This is a genomic window from Variovorax sp. OV329 (genome assembly GCF_900114785.1).
In the GTDB taxonomy this organism is placed as follows: domain Bacteria; phylum Pseudomonadota; class Gammaproteobacteria; order Burkholderiales; family Burkholderiaceae_C; genus Variovorax.
In genome coordinates, this window is record NZ_FOUG01000003.1 from 422,801 (window position 1) to 443,704 (window position 20,904).

21 protein-coding genes are annotated in these 20,904 nt (G+C 67.5%); 4 read left to right on the forward strand and 17 right to left on the reverse strand.

The window, feature by feature from the left end; translation table 11 throughout:
• The first annotated feature begins 12 nt into the window (after positions 1–12).
• The 4 genes from BM345_RS07155 to BM345_RS07170 all read left to right on the forward strand — a co-directional run bounded on the left by BM345_RS07155 (position 13) and on the right by BM345_RS07170 (position 4,537).
• Positions 13–1,224: a vWA domain-containing protein gene (locus BM345_RS07155; protein WP_093377147.1), complete on the forward strand. Its 1,212-nt coding sequence runs from the start codon at positions 13–15 to the stop codon at positions 1,222–1,224.
• A gap of 49 nt (positions 1,225–1,273) precedes the next feature.
• Entirely contained in the window at positions 1,274–1,840 is a 567-nt protein-coding gene (locus BM345_RS07160) for an SRPBCC family protein (RefSeq protein ID WP_093377150.1), read from the forward strand.
• A gap of 43 nt (positions 1,841–1,883) precedes the next feature.
• Complete coding sequence (locus BM345_RS07165; RefSeq protein ID WP_093377153.1) at positions 1,884–2,888, forward strand: XdhC family protein; 1,005 nt, start codon at positions 1,884–1,886, stop codon at positions 2,886–2,888.
• A gap of 698 nt (positions 2,889–3,586) precedes the next feature.
• Complete coding sequence (locus tag BM345_RS07170; RefSeq protein WP_254789637.1) at positions 3,587–4,537, forward strand: Bug family tripartite tricarboxylate transporter substrate binding protein; 951 nt, start codon at positions 3,587–3,589, stop codon at positions 4,535–4,537.
• A 46-nt stretch (positions 4,538–4,583) separates the two neighbouring features.
• Here BM345_RS07170 and BM345_RS07175 read toward each other — a convergent pair whose 3' ends face one another.
• The 17 genes from BM345_RS07175 to rpsA all read right to left on the reverse strand — a co-directional run bounded on the left by BM345_RS07175 (position 4,584) and on the right by rpsA (position 20,767).
• Positions 4,584–5,507, reverse strand: a complete 924-nt coding sequence (locus BM345_RS07175) for a LysR family transcriptional regulator (protein WP_093377158.1) — start codon at positions 5,505–5,507, stop codon at positions 4,584–4,586.
• A 28-nt stretch (positions 5,508–5,535) separates the two neighbouring features.
• Entirely contained in the window at positions 5,536–5,940 is a 405-nt protein-coding gene (gene mnhG / locus BM345_RS07180) for a monovalent cation/H(+) antiporter subunit G (RefSeq protein ID WP_093377161.1), read from the reverse strand.
• The gene (locus BM345_RS07185; protein WP_093377163.1) at positions 5,940–6,218 is read right to left on the reverse strand and encodes a K+/H+ antiporter subunit F; all 279 of its coding nucleotides are present in this window, start codon (positions 6,216–6,218) and stop codon (positions 5,940–5,942) included. The genes mnhG and BM345_RS07185 overlap by 1 nt, the downstream gene beginning before the upstream one ends.
• Positions 6,215–6,706 (reverse strand): Na+/H+ antiporter subunit E, encoded by a 492-nt coding sequence (locus tag BM345_RS07190; protein ID WP_093377166.1) that lies wholly within the window; start codon positions 6,704–6,706, stop codon positions 6,215–6,217. The genes BM345_RS07185 and BM345_RS07190 overlap by 4 nt, the downstream gene beginning before the upstream one ends.
• A complete protein-coding gene (locus BM345_RS07195) occupies positions 6,703–8,421 on the reverse strand; it encodes a monovalent cation/H+ antiporter subunit D (RefSeq protein ID WP_093377168.1) in 1,719 nt (572 codons plus the stop codon). The genes BM345_RS07190 and BM345_RS07195 overlap by 4 nt, the downstream gene beginning before the upstream one ends.
• Complete coding sequence (locus BM345_RS07200; protein WP_093377171.1) at positions 8,418–8,762, reverse strand: Na+/H+ antiporter subunit C; 345 nt, start codon at positions 8,760–8,762, stop codon at positions 8,418–8,420. Before BM345_RS07200 ends, BM345_RS07195 begins: the two co-directional genes overlap by 4 nt.
• The gene (locus BM345_RS07205) at positions 8,762–11,725 is read right to left on the reverse strand and encodes a monovalent cation/H+ antiporter subunit A (protein ID WP_093377174.1); all 2,964 of its coding nucleotides are present in this window, start codon (positions 11,723–11,725) and stop codon (positions 8,762–8,764) included. The genes BM345_RS07200 and BM345_RS07205 overlap by 1 nt, the downstream gene beginning before the upstream one ends.
• A 73-nt stretch (positions 11,726–11,798) precedes the next feature.
• On the reverse strand, positions 11,799–12,173 hold the full coding sequence (crcB, locus tag BM345_RS07210) for a fluoride efflux transporter CrcB (protein WP_093377176.1): 375 nt from the start codon (positions 12,171–12,173) through the stop codon (positions 11,799–11,801).
• 3 nt (positions 12,174–12,176) lie between these two features.
• Positions 12,177–13,487: a TRAP transporter large permease gene (locus BM345_RS07215; RefSeq protein WP_175544931.1), complete on the reverse strand. Its 1,311-nt coding sequence runs from the start codon at positions 13,485–13,487 to the stop codon at positions 12,177–12,179.
• A 30-nt stretch (positions 13,488–13,517) separates the two neighbouring features.
• A complete protein-coding gene (locus tag BM345_RS07220; protein ID WP_093377179.1) occupies positions 13,518–14,051 on the reverse strand; it encodes a TRAP transporter small permease in 534 nt (177 codons plus the stop codon).
• A gap of 89 nt (positions 14,052–14,140) precedes the next feature.
• Complete coding sequence (locus BM345_RS07225; RefSeq protein WP_093377181.1) at positions 14,141–15,121, reverse strand: TRAP transporter substrate-binding protein; 981 nt, start codon at positions 15,119–15,121, stop codon at positions 14,141–14,143.
• 175 nt (positions 15,122–15,296) lie between these two features.
• The gene (locus BM345_RS07230; protein ID WP_093377183.1) at positions 15,297–15,638 is read right to left on the reverse strand and encodes a ComEA family DNA-binding protein; all 342 of its coding nucleotides are present in this window, start codon (positions 15,636–15,638) and stop codon (positions 15,297–15,299) included.
• A gap of 176 nt (positions 15,639–15,814) precedes the next feature.
• The gene (locus tag BM345_RS30385) at positions 15,815–16,864 is read right to left on the reverse strand and encodes a fimbrial protein (RefSeq protein ID WP_217653963.1); all 1,050 of its coding nucleotides are present in this window, start codon (positions 16,862–16,864) and stop codon (positions 15,815–15,817) included.
• 206 nt (positions 16,865–17,070) lie between these two features.
• Complete coding sequence (gene lapB, locus BM345_RS07240; protein ID WP_093377186.1) at positions 17,071–18,255, reverse strand: lipopolysaccharide assembly protein LapB; 1,185 nt, start codon at positions 18,253–18,255, stop codon at positions 17,071–17,073.
• Positions 18,245–18,613: a LapA family protein gene (locus BM345_RS07245; RefSeq protein ID WP_093377188.1), complete on the reverse strand. Its 369-nt coding sequence runs from the start codon at positions 18,611–18,613 to the stop codon at positions 18,245–18,247. The genes lapB and BM345_RS07245 overlap by 11 nt, the downstream gene beginning before the upstream one ends.
• 40 nt (positions 18,614–18,653) lie before the next feature.
• Positions 18,654–18,971 (reverse strand): integration host factor subunit beta, encoded by a 318-nt coding sequence (locus BM345_RS07250; RefSeq protein ID WP_093377191.1) that lies wholly within the window; start codon positions 18,969–18,971, stop codon positions 18,654–18,656.
• Positions 18,972–19,039: 68 nt separating this feature from the next.
• Positions 19,040–20,767, reverse strand: coding sequence for a 30S ribosomal protein S1 (gene rpsA / locus BM345_RS07255; protein WP_093377193.1), 1,728 nt, complete (start codon positions 20,765–20,767; stop codon positions 19,040–19,042).
• Positions 20,768–20,904: the final 137 nt, after the last annotated feature.

Sequence of the window (20,904 nt, forward strand, 5' to 3'; positions counted from 1 at the left end):
ACGGCAAGCACCATGGCCTCCGTCCAGCAGCTGGGCGATGCCCGTCGCGGCAAGCTCGCGGGCAACATCGCCGCCTTCGGCCGTGCGCTGCGCCGTGCCGGCGTGCCCATCGATGCCGCCCGCATCGCACTGGCCGCGCAGGCCGCCATGCTGGTGGGCGTGCACACGCGCGAGGACCTGAGCGCCGCCATCGAGGCGGTGATGGTCAGCCGCGAGCAGGACCGCATGGTGTTCCGCGAACTCTTCGAGGCCTGGTTCCAGGACCCGGAGCTGGCCAACAAGATGCTCGCCCAGATGCTGCCCAGCAGCGAGGGCAAGGCCGAGCCGCCACGTCGCCGCCCGCGTGTGCGCGAAGCCCTCGCGGCCCCGGCCGTGGTCAGCAAGCCCGCGGCGCAGAACGAGAAGGAAGTGCAGTTCGACGCCGCCATGACCGCCAGCGAACGTGCCCGCCTGCACCATGCCGACTTCAACGCGCTGGGCGCGGGCGAGTACCAGCTGGTCGAGCGACTGGCACGCGAGATCGCGCTGCCCGTGCCCACCGTTCCGGCACGCCGCCTGCGCCATGCCGGCGCGGGCCGAGCCCATTCGCGCATGCACTGGCCCGGTGTGCTGCATGAAGCCGGCCGCACCGGCGGCGAACTGGTCTGGCTGCCGCGGCTCATCCGGCGCCAGCAGCCGCTGCCGCTGCTTGTGCTGGTGGATGTGTCGGGCTCGATGGAGCGCTATGCGCGCCTGCTGCTGGCCTTTCTGCATGCCGCCACGCGGCGGGCCGGACGGCGCGACGTGTTCGCCTTCGGCACGCACCTCACTGATCTGACGCCGGCATTCCGCCTGGCCGACACCGACGAGATGCTGATGGCCGCCGGCGCCGCCATCGACGACTTCGCCGGCGGAACGCGCCTGGGCGAATCGCTGGCGCAGCTTCGCGCAGGGCATGCGCGGCGCCTGACCGGCCGGCGCAGCCTGGTGCTGCTCATCAGCGATGGCCTGGACACCGGCGAGCCGCAGGTGCTGGAGCAGGAGCTGCAGTGGCTCAAGCGCCATTCGCGGCGCGTGCTGTGGCTCAACCCGCTGCTGCGCTTCGAGGGCTACGCTCCCCTTGCGCGCGGTGCGGCCATGCTGGACCGGCATGCGGATGCGATGCTGGCGGTCCACAATCTCAATGCACTCGAACAGCTGGCCCGCAGCCTGGCCGCGCTGATGAAGACCGGCGGCGCACGCTGACGCGCTCGCACCCCCACTCACGAAACAACCTCAACAAGGAAGAACCAGCATGGACATGCAAGGCACGCGGCAACTGGCCGTCACGCAGCAGCAGGCCTGGGATGCGCTCAACGATCCCGAGATGCTGAAGAAATGCCTGCCCGGTTGCGACCGCTTCGAGAGCACCGGCGAAGGCCAGTACACCGTCGGCATGGCGGTGAAGGTGGGCCCGGTGTCGGCCAAGTTCAGCGGCAAGGTCACGCTCAGCGACATCACGCCGCCCACCGGCTACAAGCTGGCCTTCGAAGGCCAGGGCGGCGTGGCGGGCTTCGGCAAGGGCGCCTCGGAAGTGAGCCTGGCGCCCAACGACGCCGGCTGCGAGCTGGGCTACACGGTGCAGGCGCAGGTGGGCGGCAAGATCGCGCAGCTGGGCCAGCGCCTCATCGACGGCGCGGCCAAGTCGATGGCCGACGACTTCTTCAAGCGCTTCGACCAGGAGCTGCAGGCCCTGCACGCGCCTGCGGTGGCCGACGATGCGGCGGCGGGCGAAGACAAGTCGGAAGAGGGCGAGCCGGCCAAGCGCAGCTGGCGCGAGCGGCTGGGCCTGGGCGGCGGCGGCGACAACAAAAAGGACTGACGGAGCACCTGCTCTCTCGCTTCGCGCGATATTCGGAACCGATATGGAAAACTTGGACGTGATGGTGCTGCGCACCTTGCGCGACTGGCGCATGGCCGGCCGGCGCGCCTTGCTGACGACGGTGGTGCGCACCTGGGGCTCGTCGCCGCGGCCCATCGGCTCGATCATGGCGCTGGCCGAGGACGGCGCGGTGGTGGGCTCGGTGTCGGGCGGCTGCATCGAGGACGACCTGATCGCGCGCTACAGCCGCGCGCATGGCGCCACGGAGGCGATGCCCAATGGTGCGCCGGTGCTGGTGAAGTACGGCATCACCGCCGACGAGGCGCATCGCTTCGGTTTGCCGTGCGGTGGCACGCTGGAATTGCTGATCGAGTTCGATCCCGATCCTGAATCGCTGAAGACGCTGGTGGCCGAGCTGGAGCAGGGGCGCCTGATGCAGCGCACGGTGTCGCTGAAGGACGGCAGCGTGCAGCTTGCGCCATCGCACGCGCCGGCCGAGCTGACGGTGGACGACGAGCAGCTGGTCAACACCTTCGGCCCCGAGTACCGCATGCTGCTGATCGGCGCGGGGCAATTGGCGGAGTACCTGGCGACGATGGCGCGCTTCTCCGGCTTTGCGGTGACGCTGTGCGACCCGCGCTCCGAGTACCGTAGCACCTGGGAGCTGCCGGGCGTGGCCATCAGCACCGAGATGCCCGACGATGCGGTGCGCAGCTTCAAGCCGGATCGCCGCACCTGCGTGGTGGCGCTGACACACGATCCCAAGCTGGACGACCTGGCCTTGCTCGAGGCGCTGGAGACCGACGCCTTCTACGTCGGCGCCATCGGTTCGCGCCGCAACGCACAGGCGCGGCATGACCGCATGATCGAGCACTTCGACCAGACCGAGGCGTCGCTCGCCCGTCTTCGCGGGCCCATCGGCATCTACGTGGGCAGCAAGACGCCGCCGGAGATTGCGGTGAGCGTGATGGCGGAGATCCTGGCGGTGAAGAACGGTGTGCCGCTTCCTCGGGAAATGGAAGTGGGGCACGCGAAGTCTCTGCTTTAGGTCTTCTGTTCTTCTGTTCTTCTGTTCTTCTGTCCGTCTGGTTCACGGTTCAAGGTTCAAGGTTCAAGGTTCAAGGTTCAAGGTTTGGGGCGCACGGGGCGCGGCAGGCGGTCTGGGCTGGGGGCTCATCCGGGGCGGTCGATGCTTCGCATCGACTCCGTTGCGGTGCTCGCGCTGGGGCTTGTGCGGCAGAACTCGCGACTCCGTCGCTCAGACAGCTGCCGCAAGTCAGTTCACGAGGTTTTGCCTGTCCTTCGGCAGGCAAAACCAAGCCCCAGCGCTGCGCTCCTCACCGCCCCGGAAATCGCCCCCAGCCCAGACCGCCTGCCGCACCCCGTGGGAAACGGTGTGACGGTTTCCAGAACGGCCGACCCACCCACCGCTTGAAGTGGTCGCGCCCGCTGTGCACAACGGTTGGATCACCACCGCCGTGTGCAGGCCTTTGACCCGCCCCGAACAAGTCCCGACACAGGCCGTCAAACGGAGGCGTCCAAAACAAAACCTGATATCGCATTCGACTATGGGCCCATTCTCCGATCGAGAAGATGGGAACGCACGACGTGCTGCACACTCCCACCCATTTGCACGACGCACGCCACTGGCTCCCGGCCAGGCATCGCACCGGCGCCGCGTCGAAAGATAGACAGGAGACTTCCCCCATGACCCCCACTAGCAGACTGCTGCTCTCCGCGGCCGGCATGGCGCTGGCCCTTTCCGTGCTGCCCGCCCACGCCCAGGGCGCTGCCGCCAGCTACCCCGCCAAGCCCATCCGCCTCATCGTGCCCTTCCCGCCCGGGGGCGGCACGGACATCCTGTCGCGCCTCGTCGCCACCAAGCTCACCGAAGTCAGCAAGTGGACCGTCGTGCCCGACAACCGCGGCGGCGCGGGCGGCACCATCGGCATCTCGGAAGCCGCGCGCGCCGCGCCCACCGGCTACGACATGGTCATGGGCCAGAAGGACAACATGGTCGTCGCGCCCTGGCTGTACAAGAACCTCAGCTACGACCCGACCAAGGACCTCACCGCCGTCGCCCACGTGGCCTACACGCCCGTGGTCATCGTCACCCGCGCCGACTCCAAGTTCAAGACACTCAAGGACGTGGTCGACGCCGCGCGTGCCCAGCCCGACGCCATCACCTTCGGCTCGCCCGGCAACGGCACCACCATCCACCTGGCCGGCGAGATCTTCAAGTCGGCGGCCAACATCAAGATCCGCCACGTGCCCTACAAGGGTTCCAACGCCGCCATGATGGACGTGCTGGCCGGCAACGTGGACCTGCTGGTGTCCTCGCTCCCCTCGGCGATCAGCCAGATCAAGTCCGGCAAGCTGCGCCCGCTGGCCGTCACCTCGGCCAAGCGCAGCACCTCGCTGCCCGACGTGCCCACCGTCGCCGAGCAGGGCTACAAGGACTTCGACGTCAGCACCTGGTATGGCCTGTTCTTCCCGGCCGGCACGCCGCCCGAGATCGTCGCCAAGGTCAATGCCGAAGTGAACAAGCTCCTGGCCCAGCCCGACGTGAAGGAAGCCATCCACGCCCAGGGCGCCGAGCCGCAGGCCATGACGCCTGAGCAGTTCGGCAGCCTGCTCAAGACCGACTACGCCAAGTGGAAGGGCATCGTGCAGGCCTCGGGCGCGACGATCGAATAAGAAGACCGCTGCCGTTCACGCGGCATGCAGATGACAAGGCCCGGCCTCAGCTCCGGGCTTTTTTCTCGTTGGCGCCGCTGCTTCCGACGAAGTCGGCCATGAACTCGACAAAGCTCTGCGCCGCCGGCGACAGCGAGCGCGCCGCGGCGCTGAAGATGCACACCTCGCGGTAGAAGACCGGGTCCACCAGCGGACGCATCACCAGCCCGTGTCCTTGCACCAGCGGCGCGGCATACGAAGGCACCGCGCTCACGCCCAGGCCCGCGGCCACCAGGCCCAGCGCGGTCGTCATGTACGACACCTGGTGCACCGGCAGCACCATCGGCGCTTCGAGACCCGCTGCAGCCAGTTCGGGTGCGAGCCGGCGCATGAAGTCGTGCGTTGGCGCGATGAAGGGCAGACCTGCCAGCTCGCGCCAGCGTACCTGCTTCCTGCGCGCCAGCGGGTGGTCCGGCTGGCAGATGAAGTGGTGCCGGTCGCGCAGAAGCGGGCGGCGCTCCAGCTCGGGCGGGGCCGCCACGTCGGGGCCCACGGCCAGCTCCACCTGGGCCGACAGCACGCGTTCCAGCATCAGCTCAGGCACCGTGTCCGACAGTTGCACCTCCACCTGTGGATGGCGCTCGCGGTAGGCGGCGATCACCTGCGGCATCAGCGTGCAGGCCATCATCTGCGGCGCGGCCACGCGCAGCAGGCCCTTCTTCTTGTCGCGCAGCTCGCCCACGCTGTGCACCGCATCTTCCAGCTCGCGCAGTACGCGCTGGGCGAAGGGGTAGAGGTCGCGGCCAGCTTCGGTCAGGTCGACGCGGCGCGTGCTGCGGTCCAGCACGCGCACGCCAAGCTCCGCTTCCAATTCGCGCACCAGCACGCTCATGGCGGCCTGCGTCAGGTGCAACTGGCGCGCGGCCTCGGTGAAGCTGGCGCAGTCGGCCACCGCGAGGAAGGCGCGAAGCTGGCGCAGGGTGAGGTTCATGCCGCCACCGCGCCGCCCATGCGAGGCCTCACGCCTGCGGCGGCTCGCTGCTGCTGCTGACCTCGCGGCGCGAGGTGGAGGCAGGCGGCACCTTGTGCAGGCCGATGTCGGTGGTGCGCGCGCGGAACAGCGCCGCACGCACCAGGAAGATGGTAGTGATGGGCGCAGTGAGCGCGACGAAGCCGGCGATCAGCACCGCGTGCAGAAAGAGGCTGTGGCCCTGCACCGAGAAGTAGACGATGGTGGCGATGGTCAGGCTCCACACGCCCACCGTCGCGCCCAGCGTAGGGGCGTGGATGCGCCTGAAGAAGGTGGGCAGGCGCACCAGGCCGAAGGAGCCCACCGCCGCGAAGAAGGCGCCCACGACGCAGAACACGCCGGTGATGATTTCGGCCCACAGCGGAAGCGGCCCGATGATGAAGTCCTCGGCCATTACTCGATGACCTCCCCGCGCAGCAGGAACTTGGCCAGCGACGTCGAGGCCACGAAGCCGAAGAGCGCGATCATCAGCGCCGCCTCGAAGTACACGGCACTCGCGTAGTTGATGCCCAGCACCAGCATCATCAGCATGCCGTTGATGTAGAGGCAGTCCAGCGCGGTGATGCGGTCCTGCGCGGTGGGGCCGGCCAGCAGGCGGAACAGGGCGCACAGCATCGCCACCGCCAGGAGGAACAGCGCGAGCTTCAGGCACCAGAAGAGCACCGGGGTCATGACTCGAAGATCTCCATGAGGGGGCGCTCGTAGCGGGACTTGATGAGCGCAATGAAGGCCGCGTCGTCCTGCAGGTCGAACACGTGGATGATCAGCGTGCTGCGGTCCAGCGAGAGCTCGGCCCAGGCGGTGCCCGGCGTCAGGCAGAAGATCATGGCCAGCACGGCCAGGCCGCTGGGGTCGCGCATGTCCAGGGGGATGTGGATGAAGTGCGAGGCGATGTCCTGCGTGCGGCGCGTGAGGATCAGGCGGCCCACGTCCCAGGCGGACTGCAGCAGGTCCTGCATGACGTGGCCGCCCAGCTTCAGCGCCACCAGCGGGCGCCGCACGCGGGCATCCTTGGGACGCAGGCTGCGCGTGAGCACCGGAACCACCAGCGCCAGGATCGCCGCGAACACCAGGGTGGCCGGGTGCAGCGACTGGTTGAGCAGGATCCACACCGCGAACAGCGCGATCGACAGGGTGGGCGAGGGCAGCCAGCGCTTCACGGCCTGGCCTCCGCCGGTGCAGCAGCCGTGCCGGCGGCAGGAGACGGCTTCTGCCGCGCCGTCAGCACCGCGCGGCGGTAGTCGTCAGGAGTGCGCAGTTCGCGCGCCGTGGCCTGCGCATGGCTCATGGCCGGGCCGGCGCCGATGGTGAGCGCCAGGGCAGCGCCCAGCAGCGCCGCCACCGGCAGCACCTCCACTGCGCGCAGCTTGATCTGCCCGCCTTCGGGCGTGGTCCAGAAGGTCCGGATGCCGGCGCGGCTGAAGGCCACCAGCGTGAAGAAGCCCGAGACCAGGATGAGCGCCAGGAAGATCCAGCCCGCGGATGTCAGCGTCGGCGCCCGCATCACGCCCGAGAGCATGGCGAACTTGCCGATGAAGCCCGACAGCGGCGGCAGGCCGGCCAGCAGCAGCGTGCAGAAGACGAAGGCCAGGCCGAGAAAGGCGACGCCCGCCGGAATGGCACGGCCGTAGAGCGCCTGCTCGTCGTCGTCCAGGTTCACTTCGCCCAGCGGCTTGAGGTCTTCCGCCAGGAAGGGCGCGGCACCGGCGCTCTCGAAGGCGGCGATGCTCGCGCCCGCGTTGCGCCAGCGCTCGATCATGTCGATCAGGAGGAAGAAGCCCGCGGCGGCCAGCGTGGAGCTGAGCAGGTAGTAGAGCGCCCCCGACCACACGCCCGGCTGCGCCAGGCCGATGGCCGCGAGCAGCGTGCCGGCCGACGTCAGCACGGCGAAGCTGGCCAGGTTGGCCAGGCGCTGCGTGCCGATGGTGCCCAGCGCCGCCACGAAGAGCGTCGCCAGGCCGATGGCGATGAGGGTGTTCTGGCCGAAGTAGCCGGCGCCGAGCGGCGAGCCGGCGACGAAGAAGAGCGACCACAGGCGCAGGATGGTGTAGACGCCCAGCTTGGTCAGCAGCGTGAACACCGCGCTCACCGGCAGCACGGCCGCGCTGTAGGCCGGCACCAGCCAGAAGTTCAGCGGCCACGCACCGGCCTTGGCGAAGAAGGCCACGGCCAGGATGGCACCGGCCGCATGCACCAGGCCGCGGTCGGCCACGGGCAGCTGCGCGATCTTCACGCTCAGGTCGGCCATGTTGAGCGTGCCGGTGATGCCGTACATCATCGCGGCGCCGATCAGGAACAGCGCCGAGGCCGCGAGGTTGATCGCGATGTAGTGCAGCCCGGCGCGCGCGCGCAGCTTGCCCGATCCGTGCAGCAGCAGGCCGTAGGAGGCGGCCAGCATCACTTCGAAGAAGACGAAGAGGTTGAACAGGTCACCGGTCAGGAAGGCGCCGTTCAGGCCCATCAGCTGCAGCTGCAGCAGCGGATGGAAATGCACGCCCGCGCGGTCCCAGCGCGAGGTGGAGTAGATGGACGCGGCGAAGGCCACGACACCCGTCAGCGCCACCATCATGCTGGAGAGCCGGTCGGCCACCAGCACGATGCCGAAAGGCGCGCGCCAGTTGCCCGGCAGGTACACGCCGATGGAGCCCGCGCCGCCGCCCGTGCTGGGCGCGTTCACCCAGCGCAGCAACGCCAGCGCCACCAGCAGCCCCACCAGGCCGGAGACGACGGTGAGCACCGACTTGATGCGGCGGTGCCGTTCCTCCAGCGTGAGCATCAGCGCGGCGGTGAGCAGCGGCAACAGGATGGGCGCCGCCACCAGGTGGGGCATGGTGGCTTCGAGCAGCCGGTCCAGGAGCGTGAAGAACTGGTTCATCGCTCGCCGTCCTCGCCGTCCACGTGGTCGGTGCCGTGCAGGCCGCGCGAGGCCAGCAACACGACCAGGAAGAGGGCCGTCATGGCGAAGCCGATCACGATGGCCGTGAGCACCAGGGCCTGGGGCATCGGGTCGGCCGTGTTGGCCAGCGTCGAGTTCACGCCGGCCAGCAGGATCGGCTCGCTGTCGACCTTGAGCCGCCCCATGCTGAAGATGAAGAGGTTGACCGCGTAGGACAGCAGGGTCAGGCCCATGATGACCTGGAAGCTGCGTGGACGCAGCAGCAGGTACACGCCCGAGGCGGTGAGGATGCCGATGGCGATGGCGAGCACGGCTTGCATCAGGCGGGGTCCTTCTGCACGGCGACGGCCTTTGTCGACAACGCGGCTTGCTCTTCTGCGGCGCGCTCGCGCTGCTCTTCGGCCCAGCGGTGGCTGCGCACGGACTGGTGCGCCAGCGCGGTGAGGATCAGCATGGTGGAACCCAGCACCAACGTGAACACGCCCATGTCGAAGAAGAGCGCACTGGGCAGGTGGATCTCGCCCAGCACCGGCAGGTGCAGGTGCGCGGTGTGCGTGGTCAGGAAGGGATAGTCGAGCAGCTCGGCGCCCAGGCCGGTGGCCAGTGCCAGCAGCAGGCCGGTGGCGATCCAGCGGCGCGGGTAGATGCGCAGGTGCTCTTCCACCCACTCGGTGCCCGAGACGATGTACTGCAGCAGCAGCGCCACCGACATCACCAGGCCGGCGACGAAGCCGCCGCCCGGCTGGTTGTGGCCGCGCATGAAGAAGTACACCGACACCAGCACCGACAGCGGCAGCAGCAGGCGCACCAAGACCGCCGGCACCATCAGGTAGCCCACCGCGGTGTCGTGCGCCAGGCGCGGGTTGACCAGGTCGCTGTCGCCGTCCTGCGGTTGCGCCAGCTGCTGCGGTGGCAGGGCCATCGATTCCACCGCCGGGCGGAAGCGCCGCAGCAGCGCGTACACGGTGAGCGCCACCGCGCCCAGCACGGTGATCTCGCCGAAGGTGTCGAAGCCGCGGAAGTCCACCAGCATCACGTTGACGACGTTGGTGCCGCCGCCCTGGCTCAGCGCGTTGTCCAGGAAGAAGCCGGAGATGCTCTGCGGGAAGGGCTTGGTCATCATGACCCAGGACAGCGCTGCCATGCCGCAGCCGGCCGCGCCGGCGATGGACAGGTCGCGGCTGCGGCGGCCCCAGCGGCGCACGCGCGAGCCCACCGGCTCCTCGCCCTGCTTGCGCAGCGGCAGCCAGCGCAGGCCCAGCAGCATCAGCACGGTGGTCACCACTTCGGCGATGAGTTGCGTCAGCGCCAGGTCGGGCGCCGAGAACCAGATGAAGGTGATGCAGCACACCAGCCCCGCGCCCGAGCTGAGCATCAGCGCCGCGAGCCGGTGGAACTTGGCATTCCAGGCCGCAGCCAGCGCGCACACGCCGCCCAGCAGCCAGATCATGGCGAACATCGGCGAGAAGGGCAGCAGCTCGATGGCCTGGTGGCGTGGTGGCTGCAGGTAGATGGAGCCAGCGGCGCCGGCCACCGCCAGCGCGGTCATGAACAGCAGCTGTGTCTGCAGGCGGCGCGTGCCCAGCACGCGGCGACCGCGCCGGCCGGCCTCGCTCAGGCGCGCCAGCGAGTTCTCGAAGATGCGCTGGCCGTCGAAGCGGTGCAGCAGCGGCGTGACCTCCAGGCCTCCTTGTCGGCGTAGCCCACGTTGCACCAGGTAGATGAGCGCGCCGCCCACCAGGGCCACACCGCTCATCAGCAGCGGCAGGTTGAAGCCGTGCCACAGCGCCAGCGTGTAGTCGGGCAGCGTGCCGCCCACCACCGGCCGCGCCGCTGCGGCCAGCATGGGACCGACCGACCAGGCCGGTGCGATGCCCACCACCAGGCAGATGGCCACCAGCACCTCGCCGGGCACGCGCATCCAGCGCGGCGGCTCGTGCGGCACCTTGGGCACGTCGGCCGTGGTGCAGGACGGGCCGAAGAACACATCCACCACGAAGCGCAGCGAGTAGGCCACGCTGAACATGCCCGCCAGCGTGGCGACGATCGGCAGGCCCACGCTCATCCAGGGTGCGGCCTCGATGTAGACCGTCTCGGCGAAGAACATCTCCTTGGACAGGAAGCCGTTGAGCAGCGGCACGCCCGCCATGGCCGCGCTGGCGATGATGGCCAGCGTGCCGGTGATGGGCATCAGCCTGAACAGGCCGCTGAGCTTGCGGATGTCGCGCGTGCCGCTCTCGTGGTCGATGATGCCCGCCGCCATGAAGAGCGAGGCCTTGAAGGTCGCGTGGTTCATCACATGGAAGACCGCCGCCACCGCGGCCATCGGGCTGCCCAGGCCCAGCAGCAGCACGATCAGGCCCAGGTGCGAGATGGTGGAATAGGCCAGCAGCGCCTTCAGGTCGCGCTGGAACATCGCCACGTAGCCACCCAGCAGGAGGGTGGCGGCGCCGGTGCAACTCACCACCCAGAACCAGGTCTCGGTGCCCGAGAGCACCGGCCACAGCCGCGCCAGCAAGAACACGCCCAGCTTCACCATGGTGGCCGAGTGCAAGTAGGCCGACACCGGCGTGGGCGCCGCCATGGCGCGCGGCAGCCAGAAGTGGAAGGGGAACTGCGCGCTCTTGGTGAAGGCGCCCATCAGCACCAGCAGCAGCGCCGGCAGGTACAGCGGGCTGGCGCGCACCTCGTCGCCGGCGGCCAGCACGTCGCTCAGCTCATAGCTGCCGGTGATGCGGCCCAGCACCAGCACGCCGGCCAGCAGGCACAGCCCGCCCGCGCCGGTGACGGTGAGCGCCATGCGCGCGCCGCGCCGCGCGTCGCGGCGGTGGTGCCAGTAGCCGATCAGGAGGAAGGAGAAGAGGCTGGTGAGTTCCCAGAACAGCACCATCTGGATCAGGTTGCCCGAGAGCGCCACGCCCAGCATCGCGCCCATGAAGGCGAGGAAGAAGCTGAAGAAGCGCGGCACCGGGTCCGAGGCGGACATGTAGTAGCGCGCATACAGCACCACCAGCGCCCCGATGCCCGAGACCAGCATGGCGAAAAGCCAGGCGAAGCCGTCCAGCCGCAGCGCGAAATCCAGTCCCAGCGCTGGCACCCAGGTGAAGCGCTCCTCGATGACCTGGCCTTGCGAAATCTGCGGGAAGAGCCAGGCGATGGAGACGGCACAGGCGAGCGCGACCAATCCCGCCAGCGTCGATTCCCGGTTGCGTGCGTCTGAAGGCAACAGGGCCGCAAGGATGCTGGCGATGAAGGGCAGCGCGACAACGAGGACCAGCGACATCGCGGCCGATTCTATAGACCGGCCATGCCGACCCCGAGGCACCGCAGCGCGGCGAAGGGAGATCGGGGCAGCTTCAGGCGGTGAAGGCGCGCACCGTGCGCACGCCCAGCCAGGTGAGCACCAGCGATCCGGCCAGGTGCGTGCTGGCGGTGACCAGCGCGGTGCCCAGCTGGCCTTCCATGAGCATCGTCGTTACCTCCATCGAGAAGCTCGAGAAGGTGGTCAGGCCGCCCAGGAAGCCGGTGACCAGTGCCAGCCGCCAGATCGGCGAGATCTCGGGCATGAGCGCCAGGGCCGCCACCACGATGCCGATGAGGTAGCCGCCGATCAGGTTGGCCGCGAGCGTGCCCCAGGGCATGGCGCCCACGCCCAGCCACAGCGTGAGGCCCCAGCGGGCGAGGGCGCCCAGGGCGGCACCGATGCCGATGGCGAGGATGGGAAGAAGCATCCCCTATTTTTCCACGCCCATCACCAGGTTCGGCAGCACCGTCACGATGCTGGGGAAGACGGTAATGATGGCAATGCAGGCCACCAGGCAGAAGAAGAAGGGAATGGCCGCCCGCGCGATGACGTTGCTGTCCTTGCCGGTCATGTTCTGCAGCACGAAGAGGTTGAAGCCCACCGGCGGCGTGACCTCGGCGATCTCGACCAGCAGCACCACGAAGATGCCGAACCACACCAGGTCGAAGCCGGCCTTCTGCACCATGGGCAGCACCACCGCGCTGGTCAGCACGATCATCGAGATGCCGTCCAGCGCCGTGCCCAGCACCAGGTACACCAGCACCAGCGCGCTGATGAGGGCGTAGGGCGACAGGTGCATGCCGTCCACCCATTCGGCCAGTTCGCGCGGGATGCCGGTGAAGGCCATCGTCTTGGTGAGGAAGGCCGCGCCCGCCAGGATGAACATGATCATGCAGCTGGTGCGCGTGGCGCCCATCAGCCCGTCCTTGAAGTTCTGCCAGGTGAGGCTGCGGCCCCAGGCCGCGATGGCCAGCGAGCCCAGCACGCCGAAGGCGGCGCACTCGGTGGCGGTGGCCCAGCCGGCCACCAGCACCCAGACGATGAAGATGATCAGCAAGGCGCAGGGAATGAGGTTGCCCGACAGCCGGATCTTTTCCATGAAGGTGGTGGGCGGATCGGCCGGCGGCACCTGGTCGGGGTGGCGCAGGCTCCACCAGCCGATGTAGCCGGAGAACAGCAGCATCAGCAGGAAGCCCGGCAGGAAGCCGGCCAGGAAGATGCGGATGATCGAGGCGTCGGCCGCCACCGCGTACACCACCATCGTGATCGAGGGCGGGATCAGGATGCCCAGCGTGCCGGCCGTGGCCAGCGAGCCGATGGCCAGCTTCTCGTTGTAGCCGCGGCGCTGCAGTTCGGGCAGCGCCACCTTGGCGATGGTGGCGCAGGTGGCGGCCGAGGAACCCGACACCGAGCCGAACACGCCGCAGCCCAGGATGGTGGTGTGCATCAGCCGGCCCGGCACGCGGTTCAGCCATGGGCGCAGGCCCTCGAACATTTCTTCCGACAGCTTGGTGCGGAACAGGATCTCGCCCATCCAGATGAACAGGGGCAGGGCGGCCAGCTCCCAGCTCGCGTTGCTTTCCCAGAAGGCCGAGAACAGGTTCTTGCCTGGAATGGTGTTGGTGAAGAAGGCCTGGCCGACCCAGCCGACGATGGCCAGGGTCATGGCGATCCACACGCCACCAGCGAGCAGGACCAGCATGATGGCGAGCAGCAGCGCGCCCATGAGAAGGGTTTCGATCACGTCAGGGCTCGTTGTTGTGGTTGTTGTTCAGACGTCGGAGGAGAAATCGCCCGCCGCGTGCCGTTCTTCCACCGCCCGCTGGTAGCTGGGCTTCTCGCCGCGCAGCACGCCCACCAGCTCGTCGAGCATGGCGATGAGCAGCAACCAGCAGCCGACCACGAAGGTCGACTGCGGAATCCAGATCGGAATGACCAGCAGCCCGGTGGCCATCTCGTGGAACTCGTAGCTCTCCCACGTGAAGCTGGTGGCCCAGTAGGTGAGGTAGGCCACCGACGCTGCGGCGATCAGCAGGCAGGTGACGTCGAGCGCGCGCCGCACCTTGGGCGGCACCGCCTCCAGCAGCAGCGTCACGCGCACGAAGTCGCCGTGCCGGAAGGCATGGGCCATCGCGAAGAAGGCGGCGGCCGCGCACAGCCAGGCCACCGCGTCGTTCAGGCCGCTCACGTGCCAGTTCATCTGCCGGCCCACGCCGGCGACGATCATCAGCACGAAGATCAGGAAGACGCAGAAGCCGCCCAGGGCGCCCGCACCGTTGTAGAGGCCGTCCAGCAGGCGCCGCATGGATCAGGCCTTCCGCCGGGCGGCCCGAAGGGAGGCCTGCGCCCCCTCGGGGGGCAGCGATACGCGAAGTGACGAGCGTGAGGGCTTCATCAGTTCTTCTTGTAGGCGTCGACGATGGCCTGGCCGTCCGCGCCGGCCACCTTGAGCCAGTCGGCCTGCATGATGCCGCCCACCTGGCGCATGTCGGCGTCCAGCTTGGCCGAGGGCTTGTGGATCTTCATGCCGCGCTCGGTCAGCAGGCGCTTGTACTCGTCGTTCTTTTCCTGCGCCACCTTCCAGCCGCGCGCTTCCGCATCGGCAGCGGCCTTGGTCACCGCGGCCTTGGTGGCCGGGTCCAGCGCCTCGAAGGCCTTGATGTTCACCAGCACCGCGTTCTTCGGGATCCAGGCCTGGGTGTCGTAGAAGTTCTTGATGTGCTCGTAGGTCTTGGTGTCGTAGCCGGTGGAGCCCGAGCTCATGTAGCTCTCGATCACGCCGGTGGCCATGGCCTGCGCCAGCTCGGCCTGCTGGATCTGCACCGGCTGCGCGCCGATCAGCTCGGCGATCTTGGCGGTGGCCGGGCTGTAGGCGCGCCACTTGATGCCGCGCAGATCGGCCACCGAGGCGATCTCCTTCTTCACGTAGATGCCCTGGGGCGCCCACGGCACCATGAACAGCACCTTGATGCCCTGCGCGGCCAGCAGCTTGTCGGTCGCGGGCTTGGACACCTCGTAGAGCTTCTTCGCCTCGCCATAGGTGGTGGCCAGGAAAGGCACGCCGTCGAGTGCGTAGATGGGGTTCTCGTTGGCGAAGTTGGCCAGCAGGATCTCGCCGGCCTGGGCCTGGCTGCTCTGCACCGCGCGCTTGATCTCGGGCGCCTTGAACAGCGAGGCATTGGCATGCACCGCGATCTTGAGCTTGCCGCCGGTGGCCGCTTCCACGTCCTTGGCGAACTGAACGATGTTCTCCGTGTGGTAGTTCGCCGGCGGGTAGGCGGTTGGCAGGTCCCACTTGGTCTGCGCCAGGGTGGTGGAGCCCAGGCCCATGCCCAGGCTGAGTCCGGCGAGCGCGACGCGAAGCTTGCGATTCATGTGTTCTCCAACAAAGGCTTGCGAAAAGAGAAGAGGCGAGCTTACGTGCAAGTTATGGGCCACGGCCTGGGGCATTTCCCTGCCTGCGCCAGCGCCGCAGACCCTTGCAACGGGCCGGCGCCGGCCAAGAAAAAGGGCCGCGCAATGGCGGCCCCTGGCATGCGTGAGTGAATGGCTACTGCTTGGCGGGCGCACCCTTGGGCGCCGCCGCGGCTGCGGCCTGCTTGCCTGCCGCCGGCGCCGCACCTGCGCCCTGGAAGGGCTGGCCGTTCACCGTGAGGCCTTCGCCCGAGAGCTTGGCGGCTTTCTTGGCCTTGACGCCCTTCACGCGTGCCATGAAGTCGTCCCAGCTCTTGAACTCGCCCTGCTTGCGCGCGTCCACGATGCCTTGCGACATGGCCGGGCCCACGCCCTTGAGGCCATCGAGTTCGGCGGGCGTTGCCTTGTTGGCCTCGACCGCGGCAAATGCGGTGGCGGCCGCAAGCATGGCCAAGCTGGCCACAATCTTCTTCAACATTGATCTTCTCCCTGAAAACTTCTTGCGTTGGAAGCAACCTTGCATTGCTTCGCCGGAGGCGGAATGCGCCCGGCTCATGCGCAACGGTGGGAAGCGTGCATCCGTTGACAGAAGGGTCGCTAGGGGCGAGCGGGCACTCGAGCAGCAGAGCGAGGCCATTCGCCTGCGACTGCAGCCTACTGATAGGACATCGTGAAAGTTACCGACGTATTGGCCGTGCCCGGTGCGATCGGGCTCGACGTCTGGTAGTAGCGCGCGTTCAGCGGAATGGAGAAATTGCCGCCGGCGGTGTCGTATCCCGCGAAAGTCATCGCTGTGCCCACCGGGAAAGGGTTGCCGCCAGCGTCGAGCAGCTGCACACCGATGCCTTTGGCTGTCGAAGAGGAATCCAGAGCGACAACCGATGAATCCGTGGTGGGACTCGGTGTCACGGAATCCAATCGATACTTGATGACGTTGATTCCGGTCGGGCAACTGTTGAGCGAAATGGTGAAACCCTTGGACGAGGCATGGCTGCCGACCCCGGCGAACTCGCTCGTCTTGTGCTTGCCCAGGTCGACGGACACGTTCGGCGTGGCGCAAGCCGCCATGCTGACCGAGCCGTTGAAGGCGCCGGTGTACATGATGGTGAGCGGCCAGGATCCAGCCTGGTTGTTCAGCGAATAGGACATCGTGACCGCTGGCAGCGAGGTCAGCGAACCCGCGGAAATCGTCCCGGTCTTGATGAACTCCACGGAACTTCCCCATGACCAGCTGAAGGTGGTTCCCGCAAGGATGTGGCAGGTGATCGCATAGCTGGAGTTCGAGATTGTCTGGTCGAACGGCATGCCGCAACCGGTACCGGAATTGGTGGCAAAGTGGTACTTGACGCCCAGCCCCGCGAGGTTGGTCGGGTACACGTCCGAATATCCGGCGACGGGCGCGGAGACAACTTGGAAGGTGACAAAGGCATCGCGGTCCTGGTTGCTGTCGCCCGGGCAAGCCATCGAATAGGCGGTCTGCGTTCCGATCTTGGGGATGACGATGCTGCCCACCGGTGCATCCGGTGGAATCATTCTCGTGCCTGCTGCCACGCTGAAATTTCCGCCACCGCTTGAACAGGTCGCAGCCAGTACCGGCGCGCACAGGCTGCTCAGGCACAAAAGAATCATCAGGCGTCCGCTGGCCCCTAAGCGCGCGCGAAGATGGCCGCAAGCAATGTTGAGGAAAGTGGTCGCTACTTGCATTGGAATGCTCCCTGTCTGGATTTCTTGTGGCGCACATTTTGGCCGTCAGAGATCCCTCGAGTGCCGTGCTCGAGCAGGAACTATCCGAGGTACGACGCGTTTCCTCGCATCCGTCGTGACGTACCAACGGAATGCTTCCTGGAGTTCACGAAGTCAAGGGCAGAGCTTCGCGATGAGCGCCGCGCGCCCCGGACGCGCCGGGCTGATCAGAGCTCTTCGACCCGTCGGGGCGGATAGCTGTCCCATGCCTGGCAGCCGGGGCAATGCCAGAAGTACTGGTGCGCCTCGAAGCCGCAGGCCGCGCAGCGATAGCGCATCAGCGGGCGCACGGCCTGGTCGAGTGCGCGCTGCACCGGCGGGTGCAAGGCCTCGCGTTCGAAGCGTTCACCGGCCAGCCAGCGGCTGGCGGCAGCCAGCGAAGGCTGGTTCTGCAGGTGGGCGATGTAGCTGTCGCGCGGCGTGGTCGCGGGCGCGGCTGCGTCGTTGCCGGACTCTGCAGCCACGGTCGTTCCACCCAGGGCCACGATGGCTTCCACCACGTCGATGGACGGCGCCGCGGCATAGCGCCGCTGAAGCAATGCCAGGGCCTCGCCTGAGCGCTGCGCCGCCGCGCCTGCCTGCTGCAGCAGCGAGGCATAGAGCGGCAGTGCAAGTGGCGCAGTCTCCGACAGGGCTACCAGCGTGTCGAAGGCCTTGCTGGCCTCGCCGTTGCGAAGCTGCAGCGTGGCCGATTCGATGGCCGGGCGCGGCGCGGTGGGCGCGGTTTCCATCGCCTGATGAAGCAGCTTGCCGGCTTCTTCCAGTTCACCGCGGGCGACGTGCTCGTTCGCCTGCTCGCACAGGTAGTGCGCACGGCGCGTGCCGTAGCTGGCCTGGTCGGATTCGTCGAGCCGGCGCGCCACCTCGGACGCCTGCGTCCATTCGCGCGAGCGTTCGTAGATGGCCAGCAGCGACAGGCGCGCCTCGTTCTCGTAGCGCGTGCCTTCCAGCTTCTGCAGCGCGGCCTCGGCCCGGTCGAGCAGGCCGGCGCGCAGGAAGTCCTGTGCCAGCGCGTGCTGGGCGCGGTCGCGGTCCGCACGGCTGAGGTCGCCGCGCGAGAGCAGGTGCTCGTGCACGCGCACGGCACGCTGGTACTCGCCGCGGCGGCGGAACAGGTTGCCCAGGGCGAAGTGCAGCTCCTGCGTGTCGGGGTCGTTCTGCACCGCCTCGATGAAGGCGTCGATGGCCTGGTCCTGCTGCTCGTTGAGCAGGAAGTTCAGGCCACGGAAGTAGGCCTTGGGTGCCTGCCGGTTCTCCAGCCGAAGCTGGCGCAGGTCGAAGCGCGAGGCCAGCCAGCCCAGCACGAAGGCGAGTGGCAGCCCCAGGAGGAGCCAACTGAGATCAAAGTCCATGGTGGCGAGCGACGGTCAGGTCGGTGCTGCCGTTGTTGTTGCTGTCGTCGTTGACGATGAGGGCGTTGCCGCTCACCGGGCTGCCGCCTGTGGTGCCCGTCGGGCTCGCCACCGGCATGGTGGCTGGGGCTGCGGGAGTCCGTGCCGCGTTGCTGCGGTGCCGCCACCAGCCGGGCAGCATGCCCAGGGCGCCGACCACGATGCCGCCGGCAAAGGCCACCAGCACCACGATCACCAGCGGCGCGCGCCAGTAGGTGCCGAAGAAGAAGTTGACCGTCGCATCGTGCTGGTTGTTCAGCGCGAAGGCGAAGAGGGTAAAAAAAATGGCTGCCTTGAGCAGCCACAGCAGGTATTTCATGGGCGCTTTCCGGTGGACCGGAAAGATTCTACGTATGTCCTCAGTCCTTGCGGACCGGCGGCTCGTCCATTTGCGCACTGCGCTCGTCCACCGCCTCGCGCAGGGCCTTGCCCGGCTTGAAATGGGGAACGCGCTTCTCGGGCACTGCCACGCTCTCGCCCGAGCGCGGGTTGCGTCCGATGCGCGGCGGCCGGCGGCTGACCGAGAAACTGCCGAAGCCGCGGATCTCGATGCGGTTGCCTCGAACCAGCGCGTCGCTCATCGCGTCAAGAATGGTCTTGACGGCGGACTCCGCGTCGCGGTGCGTGAGCTGCGCGAAGCGTGCGGCAAGTTCTTCAACCAGATCGGAACGGGTCATGGCGGCGAATATAAAGAAAAAAAGGGACAGGGAGCCCCTGCGGGCCGGCCCTGTCCCTCTGTGGCGGCTTACTTGTCGCCGTTGTTGTCCAGCTTGGCGCGCAGCAGGGCGCCCAGGCTGGTGGTGCCGGCGTTCTCGCGCGACGACTGCTGGCTCAGGTTGGCCATCGCGCCTTGCTCGTCGGCCATGTCCTTCTGCTTGATCGACAGCTGGATGTTGCGGGTCTTGCGATCCACGTTGACCACCACGGCCGTGACTTCGTCGCCTTCCTTGAGCACGTTGCGGGCGTCTTCCACGCGGTCGCGGGAGATTTCCGAAGCGCGCAGGTAGCCGAGGATGTCGTTGCCCAGGTCGATCTCAGCGCCACGCGGGTCCACGGTCTTGACCTTGCCGGTCACGATCTGGCCCTTGTCGTTCACCGAGGTGAAGGTGGTGAACGGGTCGCTGTCCAGCTGCTTGATGCCCAGGCTGATGCGCTCGCGGTCGACGTCGACAGCCAGCACCAGCGCCTCGACTTCCTGGCCCTTCTTGTAGTTGCGCACGGCGGTTTCGCCGGGCTCGTTCCACGAGAGGTCGGACAGGTGCACCAGGCCGTCGATGCCGGCAGCCAGGCCCACGAAGACGCCGAAGTCGGTGATCGACTTGATCGGGCCCTTGACGCGGTCGCCGCGCTTGGTGTTTTGCGCGAACTCTTGCCACGGGTTGGCCTTGCACTGCTTCATGCCCAGGCTGATGCGGCGCTTGTCTTCGTCGATTTCCAGGACCATGACTTCGACTTCGTCGCCCAGGGAGACGATCTTGTTCGGAGCAATGTTCTTGTTGGTCCAGTCCATTTCGGAGACGTGCACCAGGCCTTCGATGCCGGGTTCGAGTTCGACGAACGCGCCGTAGTCGGCGATGTTCGTGACCTTGCCGAACAGGCGGGTCGATTGCGGGTAGCGGCGCGAAACGCCCATCCACGGGTCGTCACCCATTTGCTTCAGACCCAGCGAGACACGGTTCTTCTCGGTGTCGAACTTGAGGATCTTGGCGGTGATTTCCTGGCCGGCCTGAACGACTTCGCTCGGGTGGCGGACACGGCGCCATGCCATGTCGGTGATGTGCAGCAGGCCGTCGATGCCGCCGAGGTCCACGAACGCACCGTATTCGGTGATGTTCTTGACGACGCCGCGAACCACGGCGCCTTCCTTCAGCGTTTCCATCAGCTTGGCGCGCTCTTCGCCCATGCTGGCTTCGACCACGGCACGGCGCGACAGCACGACGTTGTTGCGCTTGCGGTCGAGCTTGATGACCTTGAATTCGAGGGTCTTGTTCTCGTAGGGCGAGAGGTCCTTGATCGGACGCGTGTCGATCAGCGAACCCGGCAGGAAGGCGCGGATGCCGTTGACCAGCACGGTCAGGCCGCCCTTGACCTTGCCGCTGGTGGTGCCGGTGACGAACTCGCCGGACTCGAGAGCCTTTTCCAGGCTCATCCACGAGGCGAGGCGCTTGGCGGTGTCGCGCGACAGGATGGTGTCGCCGTAGCCGTTCTCGACCGAGCCGATGGCCACGGAAACGAAATCGCCGGCCTGGACTTCGAGTTCGCCCTTGTCGTTCTTGAATTCTTCGATCGGCACGTAGGCTTCGGACTTGAGGCCAGCGTTGACGACGACGTGGTTGTGCTCCACGCGAACGACTTCAGCGGTGATGACTTCACCGGCGCGCATTTCAGAGCGCTTCAGCGATTCTTCGAATAGGGCGGCAAAAGATTCAGACATTGTGTTCCTTTCCGTCACGCAGGTTTCCAGTCGCACCATTGCGACTGTTTCTAGGGCTGGAGACGGCGGGTTTGGGCAGGTGCCCGGTTGGTTGAACAACCCATCAAGGCCGGTGCGCTGACGCGCGGCGGGGACCCGATGGACGGTAGGCCTTCAGCTTGGGGCCGAAGACCAGC

Bases quoted from the DNA above. Each gene is read 5' to 3' on its own strand.
- BM345_RS07245 (WP_093377188.1), bottom strand. From the start codon at position 18,613: ATGAAATACCTGCTGTGGCTGCTCAAGGCAGCCATTTTTTTTACCCTC.
- rpsA (WP_093377193.1), bottom strand. From the start codon at position 20,767: ATGGTGCGACTGGAAACCTGCGTGACGGAAAGGAACACAATGTCTGAA.
- BM345_RS30385 (WP_217653963.1), bottom strand. From the start codon at position 16,864: ATGCAAGTAGCGACCACTTTCCTCAACATTGCTTGCGGCCATCTTCGC.
- BM345_RS07160 (WP_093377150.1), top strand. From the start codon at position 1,274: ATGGACATGCAAGGCACGCGGCAACTGGCCGTCACGCAGCAGCAGGCC.
- BM345_RS07185 (WP_093377163.1), bottom strand. From the start codon at position 6,218: ATGACCCCGGTGCTCTTCTGGTGCCTGAAGCTCGCGCTGTTCCTCCTG.
- mnhG (WP_093377161.1), bottom strand. From the start codon at position 5,940: ATGGCCGAGGACTTCATCATCGGGCCGCTTCCGCTGTGGGCCGAAATC.
- BM345_RS07205 (WP_093377174.1), bottom strand. From the start codon at position 11,725: ATGTCGCTGGTCCTCGTTGTCGCGCTGCCCTTCATCGCCAGCATCCTT.
- BM345_RS07195 (WP_093377168.1), bottom strand. From the start codon at position 8,421: ATGAACCAGTTCTTCACGCTCCTGGACCGGCTGCTCGAAGCCACCATG.
- BM345_RS07155 (WP_093377147.1), top strand. From the start codon at position 13: ATGGCCTCCGTCCAGCAGCTGGGCGATGCCCGTCGCGGCAAGCTCGCG.
- lapB (WP_093377186.1), bottom strand. From the start codon at position 18,255: ATGGACTTTGATCTCAGTTGGCTCCTCCTGGGGCTGCCACTCGCCTTC.
- BM345_RS07165 (WP_093377153.1), top strand. From the start codon at position 1,884: ATGGAAAACTTGGACGTGATGGTGCTGCGCACCTTGCGCGACTGGCGC.
- BM345_RS07225 (WP_093377181.1), bottom strand. From the start codon at position 15,121: ATGAATCGCAAGCTTCGCGTCGCGCTCGCCGGACTCAGCCTGGGCATG.
- BM345_RS07200 (WP_093377171.1), bottom strand. From the start codon at position 8,762: ATGCAAGCCGTGCTCGCCATCGCCATCGGCATCCTCACCGCCTCGGGC.
- BM345_RS07170 (WP_254789637.1), top strand. From the start codon at position 3,587: ATGGCGCTGGCCCTTTCCGTGCTGCCCGCCCACGCCCAGGGCGCTGCC.
- BM345_RS07230 (WP_093377183.1), bottom strand. From the start codon at position 15,638: ATGTTGAAGAAGATTGTGGCCAGCTTGGCCATGCTTGCGGCCGCCACC.
- BM345_RS07250 (WP_093377191.1), bottom strand. From the start codon at position 18,971: ATGACCCGTTCCGATCTGGTTGAAGAACTTGCCGCACGCTTCGCGCAG.
- BM345_RS07175 (WP_093377158.1), bottom strand. From the start codon at position 5,507: ATGAACCTCACCCTGCGCCAGCTTCGCGCCTTCCTCGCGGTGGCCGAC.
- BM345_RS07220 (WP_093377179.1), bottom strand. From the start codon at position 14,051: ATGCGGCGCCTGCTGGACGGCCTCTACAACGGTGCGGGCGCCCTGGGC.
- crcB (WP_093377176.1), bottom strand. From the start codon at position 12,173: ATGCTTCTTCCCATCCTCGCCATCGGCATCGGTGCCGCCCTGGGCGCC.